At 70.0% G+C, this 18110-nt stretch carries 11 protein-coding genes; 7 read left to right on the top strand and 4 right to left on the bottom strand.

Annotation, left to right across the window (positions count from 1 at the left end; all coding sequences use genetic code 11):
- The first annotated feature begins 352 nt into the window (after positions 1 to 352).
- From ACIP4Z_RS33985 to ACIP4Z_RS33965, 5 genes are all read left to right on the top strand, one after another.
- Positions 353 to 4636 (top strand): discoidin domain-containing protein, encoded by a 4284-nt coding sequence (locus tag ACIP4Z_RS33985; protein WP_401314317.1) that lies wholly within the window; start codon positions 353 to 355, stop codon positions 4634 to 4636.
- Positions 4637 to 4903: 267 nt separating this feature from the next.
- Positions 4904 to 6337, top strand: coding sequence for a ricin-type beta-trefoil lectin domain protein (locus tag ACIP4Z_RS33980; protein ID WP_355347684.1), 1434 nt, complete (start codon positions 4904 to 4906; stop codon positions 6335 to 6337).
- Between the two features lie 254 nt (positions 6338 to 6591).
- A complete protein-coding gene (locus ACIP4Z_RS33975) occupies positions 6592 to 7104 on the top strand; it encodes a DUF664 domain-containing protein (RefSeq protein WP_355347681.1) in 513 nt (170 codons plus the stop codon).
- Positions 7105 to 7306: 202 nt separating this feature from the next.
- On the top strand, positions 7307 to 8926 hold the full coding sequence (locus ACIP4Z_RS33970) for an MFS transporter (protein ID WP_391161365.1): 1620 nt from the start codon (positions 7307 to 7309) through the stop codon (positions 8924 to 8926).
- 29 nt (positions 8927 to 8955) lie between these two features.
- Positions 8956 to 9408, top strand: a complete 453-nt coding sequence (locus tag ACIP4Z_RS33965; RefSeq protein ID WP_355347678.1) for a MarR family transcriptional regulator — start codon at positions 8956 to 8958, stop codon at positions 9406 to 9408.
- Between the two features lie 56 nt (positions 9409 to 9464).
- On the opposite strand, the gene ACIP4Z_RS33960 is transcribed toward ACIP4Z_RS33965, so the two are convergent.
- Positions 9465 to 10997 (bottom strand): MFS transporter, encoded by a 1533-nt coding sequence (locus ACIP4Z_RS33960; RefSeq protein ID WP_401314314.1) that lies wholly within the window; start codon positions 10995 to 10997, stop codon positions 9465 to 9467.
- Between the two features lie 222 nt (positions 10998 to 11219).
- Here ACIP4Z_RS33960 and pgm point away from each other — a divergent pair, with 222 nt between their 5' ends.
- The gene (gene pgm, locus ACIP4Z_RS33955) at positions 11220 to 12860 is read left to right on the top strand and encodes a phosphoglucomutase (alpha-D-glucose-1,6-bisphosphate-dependent) (RefSeq protein WP_355347672.1); all 1641 of its coding nucleotides are present in this window, start codon (positions 11220 to 11222) and stop codon (positions 12858 to 12860) included.
- Positions 12861 to 12951: 91 nt separating this feature from the next.
- On the opposite strand, the gene ACIP4Z_RS33950 is transcribed toward pgm, so the two are convergent.
- A complete protein-coding gene (locus ACIP4Z_RS33950; RefSeq protein WP_391050739.1) occupies positions 12952 to 14718 on the bottom strand; it encodes an ATP-binding cassette domain-containing protein in 1767 nt (588 codons plus the stop codon).
- Between the two features lie 85 nt (positions 14719 to 14803).
- A complete protein-coding gene (locus tag ACIP4Z_RS33945) occupies positions 14804 to 15889 on the bottom strand; it encodes an S-(hydroxymethyl)mycothiol dehydrogenase (RefSeq protein ID WP_355347666.1) in 1086 nt (361 codons plus the stop codon).
- Positions 15890 to 16065: 176 nt separating this feature from the next.
- Between ACIP4Z_RS33945 and ACIP4Z_RS33940 the strand changes: the two genes are divergently transcribed.
- The gene (locus ACIP4Z_RS33940) at positions 16066 to 17064 is read left to right on the top strand and encodes a YihY/virulence factor BrkB family protein (RefSeq protein WP_401314311.1); all 999 of its coding nucleotides are present in this window, start codon (positions 16066 to 16068) and stop codon (positions 17062 to 17064) included.
- Here the strand turns inward: ACIP4Z_RS33940 and ACIP4Z_RS33935 are convergent.
- The gene (locus ACIP4Z_RS33935; RefSeq protein ID WP_401314309.1) at positions 17034 to 17753 is read right to left on the bottom strand and encodes a chaplin; all 720 of its coding nucleotides are present in this window, start codon (positions 17751 to 17753) and stop codon (positions 17034 to 17036) included. The genes ACIP4Z_RS33940 and ACIP4Z_RS33935 overlap by 31 nt on opposite strands.
- Positions 17754 to 18110 lie beyond the last annotated feature (357 nt).

The raw sequence follows: 18110 nt of genomic DNA, 5'->3' as shown, positions 1-18110 counted from the left end.
CCTTCCCCTGAAGCACGGGGGCGAACCCGCTGTGACGTGAGACCGCTCTCACGCGTACCCACTGTCACCCGACCCGCCCACGCGCGGGCGCTCAGGCATGTCCGGAAACCGGCAGGTCCGCCAACTGGCTTTGCCATGGCATGAATCGTTGCCTTCCGAGGCGTAGACGCCGCCGTAGCGCGTCTGTAACACTCTGCCAACACAAACGCAAATTTTTCGCAGAACAACGATGGATCTGCATGGGAAGAGCGCAACTTCATATGCTCAACCCGCACGTTTCGGATAGTCCGTCTCCTGAACCTCCCACCGCTCCGGTCGCGACGAAGCGCCGGACACGACATAGAGGGACGCTATGAGAACGAAGCGCTCCATCCCACGGCTGATGGCGGGGGTGACCGCGACGAGCCTGCTGCTCCTGGGCGGGTCCGCTCTTCCCGCCATGGCATCGGGAGAGCCAAGTCCGGCGACCGACAGCGCGGTCTCGGTCAGTAGCACCAGCGGCAAGAACAGCGCCGCCCACCTCAACGACGGCGACCAGAACACCTATTGGCAGAGTTCGGGCAAGTCCCTGCCGCAGTGGGCGCAGATCGACCTGGGCCGCACCACCCGCATCGACCAGGTGCGGCTGAAGGTCCCCTCGGGGTGGAAGTCCAGGTCGGAGACGCTCTCGATCCAGGCGAGCGAGGACGGCGAGACCTTCAACACCCTGGTCGGCTCGGCGAAGTACACCTTCAGCCCGTCGACCGGCAACACCGTCAAGATCTCCTTCCCGGCCTCCATGGCGCACTACGTGCGCGCCGAGGTGACCGGGAACTCCGCCGGGTCCTCCGCCCAGCTCTCCGAGATCACCGCGCAGGCCGCCGCGGCCTCGACGGTCAACCTCGCCAAGGGCAAGCCGACCGCGGAGTCCAGCCACGCGGACGTCTACGGCTCGGGCAACGCCGTTGACGGTGACGCGAATTCGTACTGGGAGAGCTCCAACAACGCCTTCCCGCAGTGGCTCCGGGTCGACCTCGGCTCCGCGGTGGCGGTCAACCAGGTCGTGCTGAAGCTGCCGCCGGCCACGAGCTGGTCGACGCGCACGCAGACCCTGGCCGTCCAGGGCAGCACCAACGGCACCACGTTCACCGACATCGTCGCCTCGGCGGGTTACTCCTTCAACCCGTCGTCGGCCAACACGGTGACCATCAACTTCAACTCGACGACGACCCGGTACGTCCGGCTGAACATCACCGGCAACACCGGCTGGCCCGCGGGCCAGATATCCGAGTTCGAGGTGTACGGGCCGACGACCGGTGACACCACCGCGCCGACCGCGCCCGCCAACCTGGCGTACACCCAGCCCGCGTCCGGCCAGGTCAAGCTGACCTGGAGCGCCTCCACCGACGACACGGGCGTCACCGGCTACGACGTGTACGCCAACGGCGCGCTGCGTACCTCGGTGGCCGGGAACGTGCTGACGTACACCGACAGCCAGCCCGACACCGCGACCGTGGCGTACTACGTGGTCGCCAAGGACGCCGCGGGCAACCAGTCGGCGCACAGCAACACCGTGACGCGCACCGGCACCTCGGGTGACACGCAGGCGCCGACCGCACCGGGCAGCCTGGCGTACACCCAGCCCGCCTCCGGCCAGATCAAGCTGACCTGGACGGCGTCGAGCGACAACGTCGGTGTCACCGGCTACGAGGTCTTCCGCAACGGCAGCCAGATCGCCACCACCGCGGCCAACGTGCTGACCTACACCGACAGCCAGCCCGACACCGCGACCGTCTCGTACTTCGTACGGGCCAAGGACGCGGCCGGGAACGAGTCGGCGAACAGCAACACGGTGACCCGCAACGGCACCAGCGTCGGCGGTACGAACCTGGCGGTCGGCAAGCCGATCGTCGCGTCCGCCACCGTGCAGAACTTCGTCGCCGCCAACGCCAACGACGACAGCCTGTCGACGTACTGGGAAGGCAGCGGCACCAGCACCCTGACCGTCTCGCTGGGCTCCAACGTGGACACCAGCTCCGTGGTGGTCAAGCTCAACCCCGACGCCTCGTGGGGCAACCGGACCCAGACCATCGCGGTCTCCGGCCGGGAGCAGAGCGCGAGCACGTTCACCCAGCTCTCGCCCGCGACCGCGTACAACTTCAGCCCGTCCACCGGCAACTCGGTGACGATCCCGGTCTCCGGCCGGGTCGCTGACGTGCGCCTCACCTTCAGCTCCAACACCGGTGCGGGCGGCGGCCAGGCGGCCGAGTTCCAGGTCATCGGCGTACCGGGGCCCAACCCCGATCTGACCGTCAGCTCCCTGACGGCCTCGCCCGCCTCGCCGATCGAGACCGACCCGATCACGCTCAGCGCGACGGTGAAGAACATCGGCACCGACGCGGCGGCCTCCACCGACGTCAACTTCTACCTCGGCACCACCAAGGTCGGCACCGGCACCGTCGGCGCGCTGGCCGCGGGCGCGAGCAGCGTCGTGACCGCCAACATCGGCGCGAAGGACGCGGGCAGCTACCAGCTCACGGCCAAGGTCGACGAGTCCAACAAGGTCGTCGAGCAGAACGAGACCAACAACAGCTACACCAACCCGACCGCCCTGGTGGTCAAGCCGGTCGACACCTCCGACCTGGTGGCCTCGCCGGTCGCCTGGTCGCCGGGCAACCCGTCGGCGGGCAACAACGTCAACTTCTCGGTGGCCATCAAGAACCAGGGCACCGTGGCCTCGGCGAGCGGCGCGCACAACGTCACGCTCACCCTGGCCGACGCCACCACCGGCAGTGTCATCAAGACGCTGACCGGCTCCTACAGCGGCGCCATCGCGGCCGGAGCGACCACCAGCCCGATCAACCTGGGTAGCTGGACCGCGGTCAACGGCAAGTACACCGTGAAGACGGTGATCGCCGTCGACGCCAACGAGGTGGCGACCAAGCAGGCCAACAACACCAGCACCCTGTCCTTCTTCGTCGGTCGCGGCGCCAACATGCCGTACGACTCGTACGAGGCCGAGGACGGCGTGCTCGGCGGCGGCGCCCAGGTCGTCGGTCCCAACCGGACCGTCGGCGACATCGCGGGCGAGGCGTCCGGCCGCAAGGCGGTGACGCTCAACTCCACCGGGCAGTCGGTGTCCTTCACCACCCGCGCCAGCACCAACACGCTGGTGGTCCGCTACTCCATCCCGGACGCCGCGGGCGGCGACGGCATCAACTCCAACCTGAACGTCTACGTCAACGGCACGTTCCTCAAGGCCATCGACCTGACGTCCAAGTACGCCTGGCTGTACGGCAACGAGACCGGCCCCGGCAACAGCCCGGGTGCGGGCGGCCCCCGTCACATCTACGACGAGGCCAACCTGCTGCTCGGGACGACCGTCCCGGCGGGCAGCACGATCAAGCTCCAGAAGGACGCCGCGAACACCAGCACGTACGCGATCGACTTCATCAACACCGAGCAGGCCACGGTGATCCCGAACCCGGACCCGACGAAGTACGTCGTGCCGACCGGCTTCACCCAGCAGGACGTGCAGAACGCCCTGGACGCGGCGCGACAGGACACCACCAAGCTCGGCGTCTACCTGCCGACCGGTGACTACTCGACCGCCCAGAAGTTCCAGGTCTACGGCCGGTCGATCAAGGTGATCGGCGCCGGTCCGTGGTTCACCCGCTTCCGCACTCCGGCCGACCAGTCGAACACCGACGCCGGATTCCGCGCGGACGCCACCGCCAACGGGACGACGTTCTCCGGATTCGCGTTCTTCGGCAACTACACCTCGCGCATCGACGGTCCCGGAAAGGTCTTCGACCTCTCCAACGTGGCCAACATGACCATCGACAACATCTGGGTCGAGCACACGGTCTGCATGTACTGGGGTGCCAACACCGACAACATGGTGATCAGCAACTCCCGTATCCGTGACACGTTCGCCGACGGCGTCAACATGACGAACGGCTCCACGGACAACCACGTCTTCAACAACGAGTCGCGGGCGACCGGTGACGACAGCTTCGCGCTGTTCTCCGCCATCGACGCCGGCGGCGCGGACGAGAAGAACAACGTGTTCGAGAACCTGACGTCGCTGCTGACCTGGCGCGCGGCGGGCGTCGCGGTGTACGGCGGGTACAACAACACCTTCCGGAACATCTACATCGCGGACACCCTGGTCTACTCCGGAATCACCGTCAGCTCGCTGGACTTCGGTTACGCGATGAACGGCTTCGGAACCGTGCCGACCAACATCCAGAACGTGTCGCTCGCCAGAACGGGCGGTCACTTCTGGAACGGCCAGACCTTCCCCGCCATCTGGCTGTTCTCGGCCTCGAAGGTGTTCCAGGGAATCCGCATCAGCGATGTGGACATCACCGATCCGACGTACAGCGGCATCATGTTCCAGACCAACTACGTGGGCGGTCAGCCGCAGTTCCCGATCACGGACACCATCTTGACCAACATCTCGATCACCGGTGCCCACAAGAGCGGTGACGCGTACGACGCGAAGTCGGGATTCGGTCTGTGGGCCAATGAACTGCCGGAGGCCGGTCAGGGACCGGCCGTTGGTTCCGTCACCTTCAACGGTCTGCACCTGAGCGACAACTTCCAGGACATCAAGAACACCACCTCGACCTTCACCATCAAGGTCAACAACTAAGGGCAGCCGCTGAGGAGCGGCCGTCAGCTGGGAGGTGTCCGCGTTCGGCTCTCGAACGCGGGCACCTCCCGCATGCGTTCACGGGCGGGGTTGGAGAGCAAAAGGCGTGCGGTTGTCTTCAGTTGGTGAACGTGAGGGCTTGACGTGGCATTGGTCTAGTCCTACCTTCGCCGATGCGCCCTCAGTCATGTCGGAGTCCGCCGTTCACGGATCAGAACCGATCCGGGTGCGCGGGTCCGGCTGTCCGCTACCGGAAGGTCTCCCCCCATGAACAGACCGCGCATTCGGCTCAAGGCGCTGACCGCACTCGCCGCCGTCCCCGCACTCGCGGCGGGACTGCTGCTGGCCGCGGGCGCTCCGGCGCAGGCCGCGGCCAATCCGGGCCCCGGCTTCCCCGCGCAGTACGCGGCGCCCTACGCCGAGGTCTGGAACTCCCCGTCGGCGCTGGCGGCGGTGAAGAACGCCACCGGGCTGAAGTACTTCACCCTCGCGTTCGTCATCGACGGCGGCGGCTGCAACGCCACCTTCAACGGCAGTACCTCGGTCACCGACGCGAGCTGGACGTCGGCCATCAACACCCTGCGGTCCGGCGGCGGCGATGTCATCGCCTCCTTCGGCGGCGCGGGCGGCACCGAGATCGGCATCTCCTGTACGTCGGTCGCCGCGCTCAAGACCCAGTACAAGCGCGTGATCGACGGACTCAACCTGACCCGCCTCGACTTCGACATCGAGGGCGGCGCGCTCAACAACACCACCGCCAACGACCGGCGCAACCAGGCCCTCGCGCAGCTCCAGCAGGAGTACGCGGCGGCCGGCAAGAAGCTCGACATCGACTACACGCTCCCGGTCAACCCCACGGGCCTGGAGTCCAACTCGCTCAGCCTGCTGAACAACGCCAAGAGCAACGGCCTCAACGTCAACCTCGTCAACATCATGACGATGGACTACGGGCCGTCGATGGACATGGGCCAGGCGGCCATCAGCGCGGCCACCGCGCTGCACAGCCAGCTCGGCGCCATCTGGAACACCAAGACCTCCGCGCAGCTCTGGGCGATGGAGGGCAACACCCCCATGATCGGGGTGAACGACTCGACCAACGAGGTCTTCTCGACCGCCAACGCGCAGTCGCTGGAGACCTTCGCCAAGAACAACGGCATCCAGGAGCTGTCCTTCTGGTCGCTCGGCCGTGACAAGGCATGCGCCACCAACGGCCAGTTGTCGGACTCGTGCAGCGGCACACCCCAGTCGCAGTACCAGTTCTCCAGCATCTTCAACGCCATCACCGGCGGCGGCACCACTCCGCCGCCCACCGGCGGCGCCACCGGGCCGATCCGGTCCGGTTACGCCAACAAGTGCGTGGACGTGGCCTCCGCGAGCAGCGCCAACGGCGCGGCGGTCCAGCTCTACGACTGCAACGGCACCACCGCGCAGAACTGGACGGTCGGCAGCGACAACTCGCTCCAGGCGCTCGGCAAGTGCATGGACGTGGCCGCGGCGGGCACCGCCAACGGCAGCCAGGTGCAGCTCTACGACTGCAACGGCACGGCCGCCCAGAAGTGGACCCGCAGCGGCAGCACCCTGGTCAACACCGGCTCGGGCAAGTGCCTGGACGCGACCGGGCCCAGCTCCGCCAACGGCACCCGGCTCCAGATCTGGACCTGCGCGGGCGGCGCGAACCAGCAGTGGACGCTGCCTTCGTGACCCGCGCGTCCGCTGAGCGCTAGCTGAGCGGACAGGCGAATCGACCGGTCCCGGGCGGGGACGATGTCACCCGCCCGGGACCGGTGCGCTGTACCGCAGTGATCTTACGGGCTCCTCGCAAACAATCGACGTGGATACGTAAAAAATCTGCGGTGCGGAGATATTGCGGAGTATGTGCGCGGGGCGGGAAAGGAGTAGGGGGCGCCGCCGCTTGTCGTCGGTGGCCCGCTGTCGATCCTTCACGAGGAGCCCCGATGAACAGCACGGAACTGCTGGCCGACGCCTTCGGCCGGATCCAGGAAGTGGTCCACGACGCCGTGGACGGCCTCACCCCCGAAGAGCTGGCCTTCCGCGTGGACGAGGGCGCCAACAGCGTCGGCTGGCTGATCTGGCACCTGACCCGCGTCCAGGACGACCATGTCGCCGAGGTCGCGGGCACCGAGCAGGCGTGGACCGCGCAGGGCTGGGACGCCCGCTTCGACCTGCCCTTCCCCGCCGGGGCGATCGGCTACGGCGACGGGCCGGACGACGTCGCCGCCGTCCGAGTGAGCTCCGCCGACCTGCTCACCGGCTACCACGACGCCGTATACGAGAACACCGTCCGCCATGTGCGGGAGCTGACCGACGACGACCTCGACCGGGTCGTGGACAAGCGCTGGAATCCGCCGGTGACCCTGGGTGTACGCCTGATCAGCGTCGTCTCCGACGACCTCCAGCACGCCGGGCAGGCGGCGTATCTGCGGGGGCTGCTGATGCGCAGGCGGTGACGGCGTCGGCGTCGGCCGTTCACCCTTCGGTGTTAGAGTTACTTAACCTAAGTTAAGTACCTGCGCGACCTGTGGGGTGTGAGGGTTGGCGAGCGAGAAGACGGCCGAAGAGCCAGCGGCACGAATACAACGGAGGCCACCGCGCATAGCGGCCGACCATCCGCGCTACAAGTGGGTGGCACTGTCGAACACCACGCTCGGCATGCTGATCGCCACGATCAACTCCTCGATCGTGCTGATCTCGCTCCCCGCGATCTTCACCGGTATCCACCTCGACCCCCTCCAGCCCGGCAACGTCAGCTATCTGCTCTGGATGCTGATGGGATACATGCTGGTCACGGCGGTCCTCGTGGTCACCCTCGGCCGGCTCGGGGACATCCTCGGCCGGGTCAAGATCTACAACTCCGGCTTCCTGATCTTCACCGTCACCTCGGTGATCCTCTCCCTGGACCCGATGCAGGGCGGCGGCGGCGCGCTCTGGCTGATCGGCTGGCGCGTCGCCCAGGCCGTCGGCGGCTCGATGCTGATGGCCAACTCGGCCGCGATCATCACCGACGCCTTCCCGGCCCGCCAGCGCGGCATGGCGCTCGGCGTGAACATGGTCGCGGGCATCGCCGGATCCTTCATCGGCCTGGTCCTCGGCGGCCTGCTCTCCGAGTGGGACTGGCGCTCGATCTTCTGGGTCAACGTCCCGATCGGCCTGATCGGCACCGTCTGGGCCTACCGCTCGCTCCACGAGACCGGCGTCCGCCGCAAGGCCAGAGTCGACTGGTGGGGCAACGTCACCTTCGCCGTCGGCCTGACCGCGCTGCTCGCAGGCATCACCTACGGCATCCAGCCCTACGGCGGCCACACCATGGGCTGGACCAACCCCTGGGTACTCGCGGGCCTGATCGGCGGCGTCGCGATGCTCGCCGTCTTCTGCCTTGTCGAGGCCAAGGTGCGCGAGCCGATGTTCCCGCTCGGCCTGTTCCGCAACGTGGCCTTCGCGGGCGGCAACGCGGCCACCTTGCTCGGCTCCATCGCCCGCGGCGGCCTCCAGTTCATGCTGATCATCTGGCTCCAGGGCATCTGGCTGCCCCTGCACGGCTACGACTACGTCGACACCCCGCTGTGGGCCGGTATCTTCCTGCTGCCGCTCACCGTCGGCTTCCTGGTCTCCGGGCCCATCGCGGGCTACTTCTCCGACCGGTACGGCGCCAGGCTCTTCGCCGCCGCCGGATTCGTCGTGATGGCCGCGTCCTTCGCGGGACTGCTGCTGCTCCCCACCGACTTCAACTATCTGGCCTTCGCGTTCCTGATCTTCCTCAACGGGGTCGGCGGCGGTCTGTTCGCGGCGCCGAACACCTCGATCATCATGGCGAGCGTGCCCGCCGAGGCCCGCGGCGCCGCCTCCGGCATGCGCGCCACCTTCCAGAACGCGGGCATGGTGCTCTCCATCGGCGTGTTCTTCTCGCTCATGGTCGCCGGACTCGCCCGCTCGCTGCCCGGCACCCTCAGCAGCGGCCTGGTCGCCCAGGGCGTGCCGGGGGCGAACGCGCACGAGATCGCCAATCTGCCGCCGGTCGGCACGCTCTTCGCGGCCTTCCTCGGCTACAACCCGATCCAGCACCTGCTCGGCCCCGACCTGCTCGGCAAGCTCCCGGCGGCCAACCAGCACACGCTCACCGGCCGTGAATTCTTCCCGCACCTGATTTCCGGGCCGTTCCACGACGGCCTCGTGGTGGTGTTCGCCCTGGCCATCGTGATGTCCTTGGTCGCGGCGGGCGCGTCACTGATCCGCAGCCGCGCCGTCCGCGCGGCCCACGCCCCGCAGGAGTAACCGAACCGACCGAGGAGGCGCCCCCCGCCATGGACCACACCGACGGGCGCGGGGGCGCCACTCCGGCCGCGGTCGCGCTGATCGTGGCCCGGCTCTACCGCCAGCTCGCCCAGGCGTCCGCCGACGACCTCAACCTGACGTACGCGCAGCTCTCCGCGCTGGCCAGGATCGGGCAGTTCGGCCCCATCCGGCTCGGTGAACTCGCCGCCCGCGAACAGGTCGCCGCCCCCTCCCTGACCCGTACGGTCAGGCCGCTGTCGGAGGCCGGGCTGATCGGCAAGGAGGCCGACCCCTCCGACGGCCGCTCCTGGCTCGTCAGCATCACCCCGGAAGGACGCGCCCTGCTGGAGCGCATCCGCCGCGAGCGGGCGGCACTGCTCGCCCGGAGGATGGCGTGGCTCACCGACGAGCAGCGCGCGACGCTGGACGCGGCGCTCCCCGTCCTGGAACTGCTCCTCACCGAACGGACCCCGCCGGACTGACCCCGGCGGACTGGCCTCCGGCCCTTACGGACTGCCTCATCGGCTGCCCCCGCCTCTCAGGCGGGCTGTTCCGGCTGTCCGGGCCGCTCGGGCCGGCCCGGCTCGACCGGGGGCGCCAGCACACCGCAGTGCGGCGCGCACTCCGGCTGCGCGAGCGGCCCCTTCGCCCCGTCCTCGCGCAGCGCACCCGACGGCACCAGCACCGCGGCCAGCACCGCGGCGACGGCGCACAGGCCCGCACAGATCAGCATCGCCTTCCCGAACGCCGAGTTCACCGCGTGCGGCGACCGGTAGGCGTGGTCGGACAGGCCGACGGCCAGGGGGAGGGCCGCGACGATCAGCAGTTGCGCCACGCGGGCCGCCGCGTTGTTCACCCCGCTGGCCACCCCCGCGTGATCGACCTCCACCGAGGCCAGCACGGTCGCGGTCAGCGGCGCCACGAACAGGCACATGCCGAGCCCCTGGACGACGACGGCGGGCAGCACGTCGACGACGTACGAGGAGGTGTCCGGCGACACGCGGGTGAGCAGCAGCAGGCCGCACGCGGTGACCAGCGGACCGACCGTCAGCGGCCAGCGCGGCCCGATCCGCTGGGCGAGCGCGCCCGCGGGCGCGGACAGCAGCAGCATCAGGACGGTCACCGGCAGCGTCGCGAGACCGGCGCGCAGCGCGCTGTACCCGGCGGCGATCTGGAGCTGCACCGGCAGCACGAAGAACACCCCGCCGATGGCCGCGTACAGACAGAGCGTCACCAGATTCATCGAGGTGAACAGCTTCGAGGCGAAGACCGACAGCGGCAGCATCGGGGACGGGCGGCGCCGCTCGGTGCGCAGGAACACCCAGCCGCACGCCAGACCCGCCGCCGCGGGCACGGCGACCGCGACGGGGGAGGGGTGACCGGACGCGCTGATCAGCGCGTAGGTGACGCCCGCGAGGCAGAGCGCGGCCAGTACCGCGCCCAGGATGTCGAAGCTCCCGCTCGCCGTACGGTCGCGGCTCTCCGGCACGTGCCGGACGGCGATGGCCACCACGACCGCCGCCAGCGGCAGATTGATCAGGAAGATCCACCGCCAGCCGGGACCGTCCACCAGATAGCCGCCGAGGAACGGGCCGATCGCGCCCGCCACGCCGCCGAGGCCCGACCAGGCGCCGACCGCCTTCGCGCGGTCCTGCGGGCGGTACGTGGACTGCACCAGGGCGAGCGAACCGGGCGTCAGCAGCGCCCCGCCCACGCCCTGGAGCGCCCGCGCCGCGATCAGCACGCCGCTGTCGGGCGCCGCGCCGCACAGCGCGGACGCCAGCGCGAACCAGACGACGCCGATGACGAAGACCTTCCTGCGCCCGTACCGGTCACCGAGGCCGCCGCCGAGCAGGATCAGCCCGGCGAGCGTCAGCAGATAGCCGTTGACGGTCCACTGGAGCGCCGCCAGGGTCGCGCCGAGGCCCTCCCCGATCCGGGGGAGCGCGATGTTGACGATGGTGCCGTCCAGCATCGCCATGCCCGAGCCGAGCACCGAGCAGGCCAGCACCCAGCGCCCGGTCGCCGAGGAGAGCCGCACACCCTCGGCGGGCGGCTCCGGATTACTCATGACCGTCACCATAGAGCGCCGGGAGCCGAGGCGTGAGTGTCGCGGCCCCGCGCCGCGGCAACCGTGAAAGCCACGCCCGCCACGCACCCGCGACCACGCCCGCCGCACATCCCCGACCGTGCCCGCCACGCGACCGCGACCGCGCCCGCTGATCACCGGCGCGCATCGGGGGTAAGAATGGTCAGGGCAGGCCCGACCGATGACGCAGCGAAGGAGACGCGGATGCCGCACGAGCGCGCCGGAACACCGGCACGGCCGGACGACCTGGTGGACGTACCCCGCCTGATCACGGCCTACTACGCGCTGCACCCGGACCCCGGCGAGACCGGCCAGCGGGTGGCGTTCGGCACCTCGGGGCACCGCGGCTCGTCGCTGAACACCGCGTTCAACGAGGACCACATCGCCGCCACCAGCCAAGCGATCTGCGACTACCGCACCGCGCAGGGCACCACGGGACCGCTCTTCCTCGGCGCCGACACGCACGCGCTGTCCGAGCCCGCGCGGGTCACCGCGCTCGAGGTCTTCGCCGCCAACGAGGTCTCGGTGCTGATCGACGAGAGCGACGGCTGGACGCCCACCCCGGCCGTCTCGCACGCGATCCTGTCGTACAACAGGGGCCGTACCACCCACCTCGCCGACGGCGTGGTCGTCACCCCCTCGCACAACCCGCCCGCGGACGGCGGCTTCAAGTACAACCCGCCGAGCGGCGGCCCCGCCGCCTCCGACGCCACCGGCTGGATCCAGGACCGGGCCAACGAGCTGATCGCCGACGGCCTCAAGGGCGTGCGCCGCGTCCCGTACACCCGGGCGCTCGCCGCCGACACCACCGGGCGCTACGACTTCCTCGGCCGCTACGTGGACGACCTGCCGTCGGTGCTCGACCTGGAGACCGTACGGCGCGAGGGCGTCACGATCGGCGCGGACCCGCTGGGCGGCGCGTCGGTCCAGTACTGGGGCCGGATCGCCGAATGGCACGGCCTCGACCTGACCGTGGTGAACCCGGTCGCCGACCCCACCTGGCGGTTCATGACGCTCGACTGGGACGGCAAGATCCGAATGGACTGCTCGTCGCCGTACGCGATGGCGTCGCTGATCGCCCGCAAGGACGAGTACCGCATCGCCACCGGCAACGACGCGGACGCCGACCGGCACGGCATCGTCACGCCCGACGGCGGCCTGATGAACCCCAACCACTACCTGGCCGTCGCCATCTCCTACCTGTCGCGGCACCGCGAGCAGTGGCGGCCCGACCTGGCGATCGGCAAGACGCTGGTGTCCTCCTCGATGATCGACAAGGTGGTGGCCGACCTCGGCCGTCCGCTGACCGAAGTCCCGGTCGGCTTCAAGTGGTTCGTGGACGGGCTGCTCGGCGGCACCCTGGCCTTCGGCGGCGAGGAGTCGGCGGGCGCGTCCTTCCTGCGGCGCGACGGCTCGGTGTGGACCACCGACAAGGACGGCATCCTGCTGGCACTGCTGGCCGCCGAGATCACCGCCGTCACCGGTCGCACCCCGTCCGAGCACTACGCGGACCTCACGGAGCGCTTCGGCGCCCCCTCCTACGCGCGGATCGACGCGCCCGCGACCCGCGAGGAGAAGGCCGTGCTCGCCGAGCTCTCGCCCAAGCAGGTGCCCGCCGCCGAACTCGCCGGAGACCCCGTCACCTCCGTGCTCACCCACGCCCCCGGCAACAACGCGGCCCTGGGCGGCATCAAGGTCAGCACCGACAACGCCTGGTTCGCCGCGCGGCCCTCGGGGACGGAGGACGTCTACAAGGTCTACGCCGAGTCCTTCCTCGGCGACGACCACCTCGCCACCGTCCAGGAGGAGGCACAGGCCATCGTCGCCCGTGCGCTGAACGGCTGACGGCCGTGCCCTCCACCCGACGGAGCGACCCCGGAGCGCGTGCTCCGCTCCGTCGGGTGAGGGACGACAGGCCCTTCGACGCGCGGGCGGCTCAGGCCAGTTGGGCGGCCTGGAGACCCGCGTACGCGCCGCCGCCGCGCACCAGCTCGGCGTGCGGACCGACTTCCGCGATACGGCCCTCGTCCAGGACGACGATACGGTCGGCGTTGCGGATCGTGGACAGCCGGTGGGCCACCACGAAGACCGTACGGCCGCGCACCAGCCGGGTCAGCGCCTGCTGGACCAGCGCCTCCGAGCGGGAGTCGAGCGCGGACGTCGCCTCGTCCAGGACCAGCACGCGCGGGTCGCGGATCAGCGCGCGGGCGATGGCCAGCCGCTGCTTCTGCCCGCCGGAGAGCCGGGCGCCCCGCTCACCGACGACGGTGTCGAGACCGTGGGTCATCCGGTCGATGAACTCCAGCGCGTTGGCGTCCCGCAGCGCCGCCCTGACCCTCTCCTCCGGCACATCGGTCATGCCGTAGGTGACGTTGTCGCGGACGGTGCCCTCGAACAGGATCGAGTCCTGCGGCACCACCGACAGCCAGGTCCGGTAGTCGCGCAGGTCCAGATCCTCCATGTCGACGCCGTCGAGCAGAATCCGCCCATGCGTCGGCCGCAGGAAGCCGATCACCAGATTGAGCACGGTCGACTTGCCCGCGCCGGAACCGCCCACCAGGGCGACCGTCTCGCCCGGCCGCACGTCCAGATCGAAGTCGACCAGCGAGGGCCGGTCGCTCTCGGGATAGGTGTGGCCGACCCCGCGGAACTCGAAGTGCCCCACCACGCCCTTCACTTCGGCCTTGCCGTCGTTCTGCTCCAGGTCGGGCGCCTGGAGCACCTCGCCGATCGAGCGGACCGACTCCAGGCCCTTGCCGATCTGCGGGGTCAGCGTCAGCAGCGTGGTCACCGACCCGGTGAGGCTGGAGAAGTACGCGCTGAGCATCACCACGGTGCCCGCCGAAACGTTCAGCCAGCCGTAGTAGGCGACCAGCGCCGAGCCCGCCAGGCAGGCCACACCGATCGCGTTGAGCAGGATCCAGGCCAGCGAGCCGAACCAGCCGTTGAGCCGGTCGAGCCGCAGCCCCGCGTGCAGCACCTCGCCCAGCGTGCGGTCCACCCGGTGCAGCGCGGTGTTCTCCAGTCCGTGCGCACGGGTGATGGGGATCAGGGTCGTCATCTCGCTGACCCGCGAGGACAGTTGCTCCACCTGCTGGCGGAAGGACTCGTTGTCGTGCCGCAACCGGCGGCGCAGCCGCACCACCAGCATCGCGGAGGCGGGCACCACGATCAGATAGACCGGCAGGAAGGCGGGCGCCTGGATGCCGATCACCACCAGGCCGCCGCTCAGGGTGGCGATCGCGGCCAGACCGTTGTCGGCGGTCTGCTGCGCCGCCGTCTCGATGGTCTCGACGTCCCTGATCACCTTGGCCTGGAGCACGCCGGCGCTGACACGGGAGTGGTAGCCGATGGAGAGCTGCTGCATCCGCTGGCAGATCGCCGTGCGCAGCCGGGTGCCGGTCCTGCGGATCGAGCCCTGCATGCAGCGCACGTACGCCAGGTGCAGCGGGAGGTTGAGGCTGAGGATCACCAGCAGGACGGCCGAGTTCCACCACAGCACCGATATCGGCCGGTGCTGCACGACGACGTCGACCACGTTGGCCGTGATGAGCGGCAGCAGCCAGACGGGGGTGTGCTTGGCGAAAAAGGCGAGTACGGCGAACCCGACCCGGCGACGGTCGGGTTCGAAGAGGTAGAGGAGGGTACGGACGGGGTGTTCGCCGCGGTAGCGGTGGCTGAGCGTGCCTTGCGGCAGCGCCATTGAAGGCTCCTCGAAATGACGTCTTCGCAGTACAGGTGCGCGCATGCGCCTCATCGCGCATGCGCCCGCCTTCACCTTAGAGCCGCTACAGCACCACGACCGAACGCAATACGTCGCCCTCGGACATCCGCGCGAACGCCGCCTCCACCTCGTCCAGCGCGATGGTCTCCGTGACGAACGCGCCCAGGTCCAGGCGCCCCTGGAGATGCAGGTCGATCAGCATCGGGAAGTCCCGCGACGGCAGGCAGTCGCCGTACCACGACGACTTCAGCGCGCCGCCGCGGCCGAACACGTCCAACAGCGGCAGCTCCAGCGTCATCTCCGGACTCGGCACCCCCACCAGGACCACCGTCCCGGCCAGATCGCGCGCGTAGAACGCCTGCTTGTACGTCTCCGGGCGGCCGACCGCGTCGATCACGACATCGGCGCCGTTCCCGCCGGTCAGCTCGCGGATCGCCTCCACGGCGTCGCGGTCACGGGAGTTGACGGTGTGCGTGGCGCCCATCGCGGACGCCGTGGCGAGCTTGCGGTCGTCGATGTCGACGGCGATGATCCTGGCCGCACCGGCCAGCCGCGATCCCACCACGGCCGCGTCGCCGACGCCGCCGCAGCCGATGACCGCGACCGAGTCGCCGCGGCCCACGTTCCCGGTGTTGAGCGCCGCGCCGATCCCGGCCATCACCCCGCAGCCGAGCAGCCCGGCCACCGACGCCGACACCGCCGGGTCGACCTTCGTGCACTGCCCGGCCGCGACCAGCGTCTTCTCCGCGAAGGCGCCGATGCCCAGCGCGGGCGACAGCTCGGTGCCGTCCTTGAGCGTCATCTTCTGCTTCGCGTTGTGGGTGTCGAAGCAGTACCAGGGGCGCCCGCGCAGACACGCGCGGCACCGGCCGCACACGGCCCGCCAGTTGAGGATCACGAAGTCGCCCGGCGCGACCTCGGTGACGCCGTCGCCGACGGTCTCGACCACGCCGGCGGCCTCGTGCCCGAGCAGGAACGGGAAGTCGTCGTTGATCGCGCCCTCCCGGTAGTGCAGGTCGGTGTGGCAGACCCCGCACGCCTGGATCCGCACCACCGCCTCGCCCGGCCCCGGATCCGGCACCACCACCGTGTCCACCCGTACCGGCTCGCCCTTGCCCGGTGCGATCACTGCGCGGACTTCCTGTGCCATGTCCGGTCCTTCCCTTCGTCGTGTGCCCAGCGTTCGGCCACTGTTCGCTGCCGACGATAGGTGCCGCGACCCCGCGGCGGGCAGTACCCGGAAAGGCGCACATGGGTGGACCGGCACCGGGCATACGTCACTGCGGGCCACAGGTCGCCTACCGCTCGACGCTGTGAGGGGCACTTTTGACCACTGAGGACAGCGCGGTCCGCGGCACGCGGCCGGCTGACAGAAGACGGCTGCCGAAGACCGTCGCGACCTTCCGCGCCATCCGGGCCCTCGGCCGCGCCATAGGGGCGGCATGGGAGGAGGACGCCACGGAGCGGGCGGCGGCCCTCACGTACTACGCGGTGCTCGCGCTCTTCCCCGCGCTGCTGGTCACCGTGTCGGTGCTGGGCCTGGCGGGCGGTGCCTCGGAGAATCAGCTGGCCTCCGAGGTCACCTCCCTGCTCCCGACCGCGTCCCGGCCGATCGTCGCCTCCGCGCTCCAGGACATGGCCGACGACCGGTCCGCGACCCTCTCCCTGGTGATCATCGGCAGCGCGGGCGCCGTCTGGTCGGCGTGCAGCTACTCCAGCGTCTTCCGGCGCGCCCTGCACTCGATGTACCGGGTGACCGACCACCGCCCCGCCTGGCGCACCGCGCCGCGCATCGTGATCACCTCGGTGGCGCTGCTCGTCCTGCTGGTGTGCAGCGCCAGCAGCCTGGTGGTCAGCGGCGAGGTCGCCCACCGGATAGGGGAGCTGCCGCACATGAACACCCCCGTGATCACCGCCTGGCGGGTGTTGCGCTGGCCCTTGCTGCTGGTGCTGGCCGCCGCGCTGGTCCTGGTGCTCTTCCGCTCAGGTCCCCGCGGCACCCGCGGCCTGCGCGCGATGGCCCCCGGCGGCGCCCTCGCCGTCCTGCTGTGGCTGCTGACCTCGGTCGGATTCGCCGCGTACACCGCCCGCGCGGGCACGTACAACCGGCTCTACGGCCCGCTGGCCGGCACCGTGGTCTTCCTGGTGTGGCTGTGGTTCTCCAACCTGGCCTTGCTGGTCGGCGCCCACTTCAACGCCCAGCGGGCGCTGGACGGCAAGGCCGCGCCGCCGCCGGAGGCCCCGGCGGCGTCCAAGATGCCGGAAGCGGCCCCGGACGTCGCACCGCTGCCGGTTCAGCCGCGGCCGGGCCGGAAACGGCGGTAGAGCACGACGCCGCCGAGCAGCAGGGCGGCGCTGCCACCGGCCGTATACGGCAGGCCGTCCGCACCGGTGTGCGCCAGCGTCGGGGCCGCGGGGTCCTCGACGTTCGGCGGCGCGGGCACCGGAGTGTGGGCCGGGGCGGGCGGGGCGGTCGGCACCGGAGTGGGCTTCACGACCGGCGGGGTCGAGCCGTTCGTCGAGGTGTTGCCCGTGGAGGGGTTGCCGATCCCGACGACATTGACGCTGTTGCCGGTGATGTTGACGGGCACGTCGATCGGCAGCCGGATGCTGTTGCCCGACAGCAGGCCGGGCGAGTTACGGGTGCCGCCCGCCGCGTGTGCGCCGCCGCCCGAGCCCGAGTTCGTCCCGGCGGGGACGGCGCGCTCATCGGCCGGTGCGCCCGCGTGCCGACCCGGCCTGGCACCGGGGGAGGAGTGCGTGGCGGCCGGAGCCGAGGTGTTGGCGCACGCGTTGCCCGTCACCGGATTCAGCAAACCGATCACATTGATCGTATTTCCGCATACATTCACCGGAATGGAGACGGGCACTTCCACCGAATTGCCCGACAGGACACCGGGCGATCCGGTGGTGTCACCCTGGGCGGCCGAATCGGCCTGGGCATACCCGGCGCCCGCCAACAGACCGCCGGCGACCATGGCGGTGACGAGTCCCTTCTGGGCAACCCTGTTCATACGCTTTCCTGCCTTCCGGAAATCCTCACGGGCCGCATGCCCGCACCGGAGACAACGCGCTCAGGGCCAATCAGGTCATGGCCGACGGATAAATCACCCCAACGAGTGACCGTGTCGCGGCCTCGTCCCTGACGGGCCGACAGGACGTGCGGCCAGCACTTTTCCCGGTATTCCGGCTATCGGTTCCGCTATTCCTATGAATTACCCATGAGCGGCCGATGGAACGTGGTAACGGATTGTCCCGACACGACAGCGGCGGGGGCACCCGGAGGGGTGGGCGCCCCGGTGTCGTGTGTGGTGGGGGGCGGGGTGAAGGGCCCCCAGCGTCCGCGGGCGGGTGGGGCGCGGCCGAGGAAC

This window comes from Streptomyces sp. NPDC088910 (genome assembly GCF_044749865.1).
Classification (GTDB): Bacteria; Actinomycetota; Actinomycetes; order Streptomycetales; family Streptomycetaceae; genus Actinacidiphila.
This window is presented reverse-complemented; position numbering and strand designations above follow the sequence as displayed.

Excerpts from the sequence above, each read along its gene's own strand:
- ACIP4Z_RS33985 (WP_401314317.1), top strand. The coding sequence starts at position 353 with ATGAGAACGAAGCGCTCCATCCCACGGCTGATGGCGGGGGTGACCGCG.
- ACIP4Z_RS33965 (WP_355347678.1), top strand. The coding sequence starts at position 8,956 with ATGGACCACACCGACGGGCGCGGGGGCGCCACTCCGGCCGCGGTCGCG.
- ACIP4Z_RS33945 (WP_355347666.1), bottom strand. The coding sequence starts at position 15,889 with ATGGCACAGGAAGTCCGCGCAGTGATCGCACCGGGCAAGGGCGAGCCG.
- ACIP4Z_RS33970 (WP_391161365.1), top strand. The coding sequence starts at position 7,307 with ATGCTGATCGCCACGATCAACTCCTCGATCGTGCTGATCTCGCTCCCC.
- ACIP4Z_RS33980 (WP_355347684.1), top strand. The coding sequence starts at position 4,904 with ATGAACAGACCGCGCATTCGGCTCAAGGCGCTGACCGCACTCGCCGCC.
- ACIP4Z_RS33950 (WP_391050739.1), bottom strand. The coding sequence starts at position 14,718 with ATGGCGCTGCCGCAAGGCACGCTCAGCCACCGCTACCGCGGCGAACAC.
- pgm (WP_355347672.1), top strand. The coding sequence starts at position 11,220 with ATGCCGCACGAGCGCGCCGGAACACCGGCACGGCCGGACGACCTGGTG.
- ACIP4Z_RS33975 (WP_355347681.1), top strand. The coding sequence starts at position 6,592 with ATGAACAGCACGGAACTGCTGGCCGACGCCTTCGGCCGGATCCAGGAA.
- ACIP4Z_RS33935 (WP_401314309.1), bottom strand. The coding sequence starts at position 17,753 with ATGAACAGGGTTGCCCAGAAGGGACTCGTCACCGCCATGGTCGCCGGC.
- ACIP4Z_RS33960 (WP_401314314.1), bottom strand. The coding sequence starts at position 10,997 with ATGAGTAATCCGGAGCCGCCCGCCGAGGGTGTGCGGCTCTCCTCGGCG.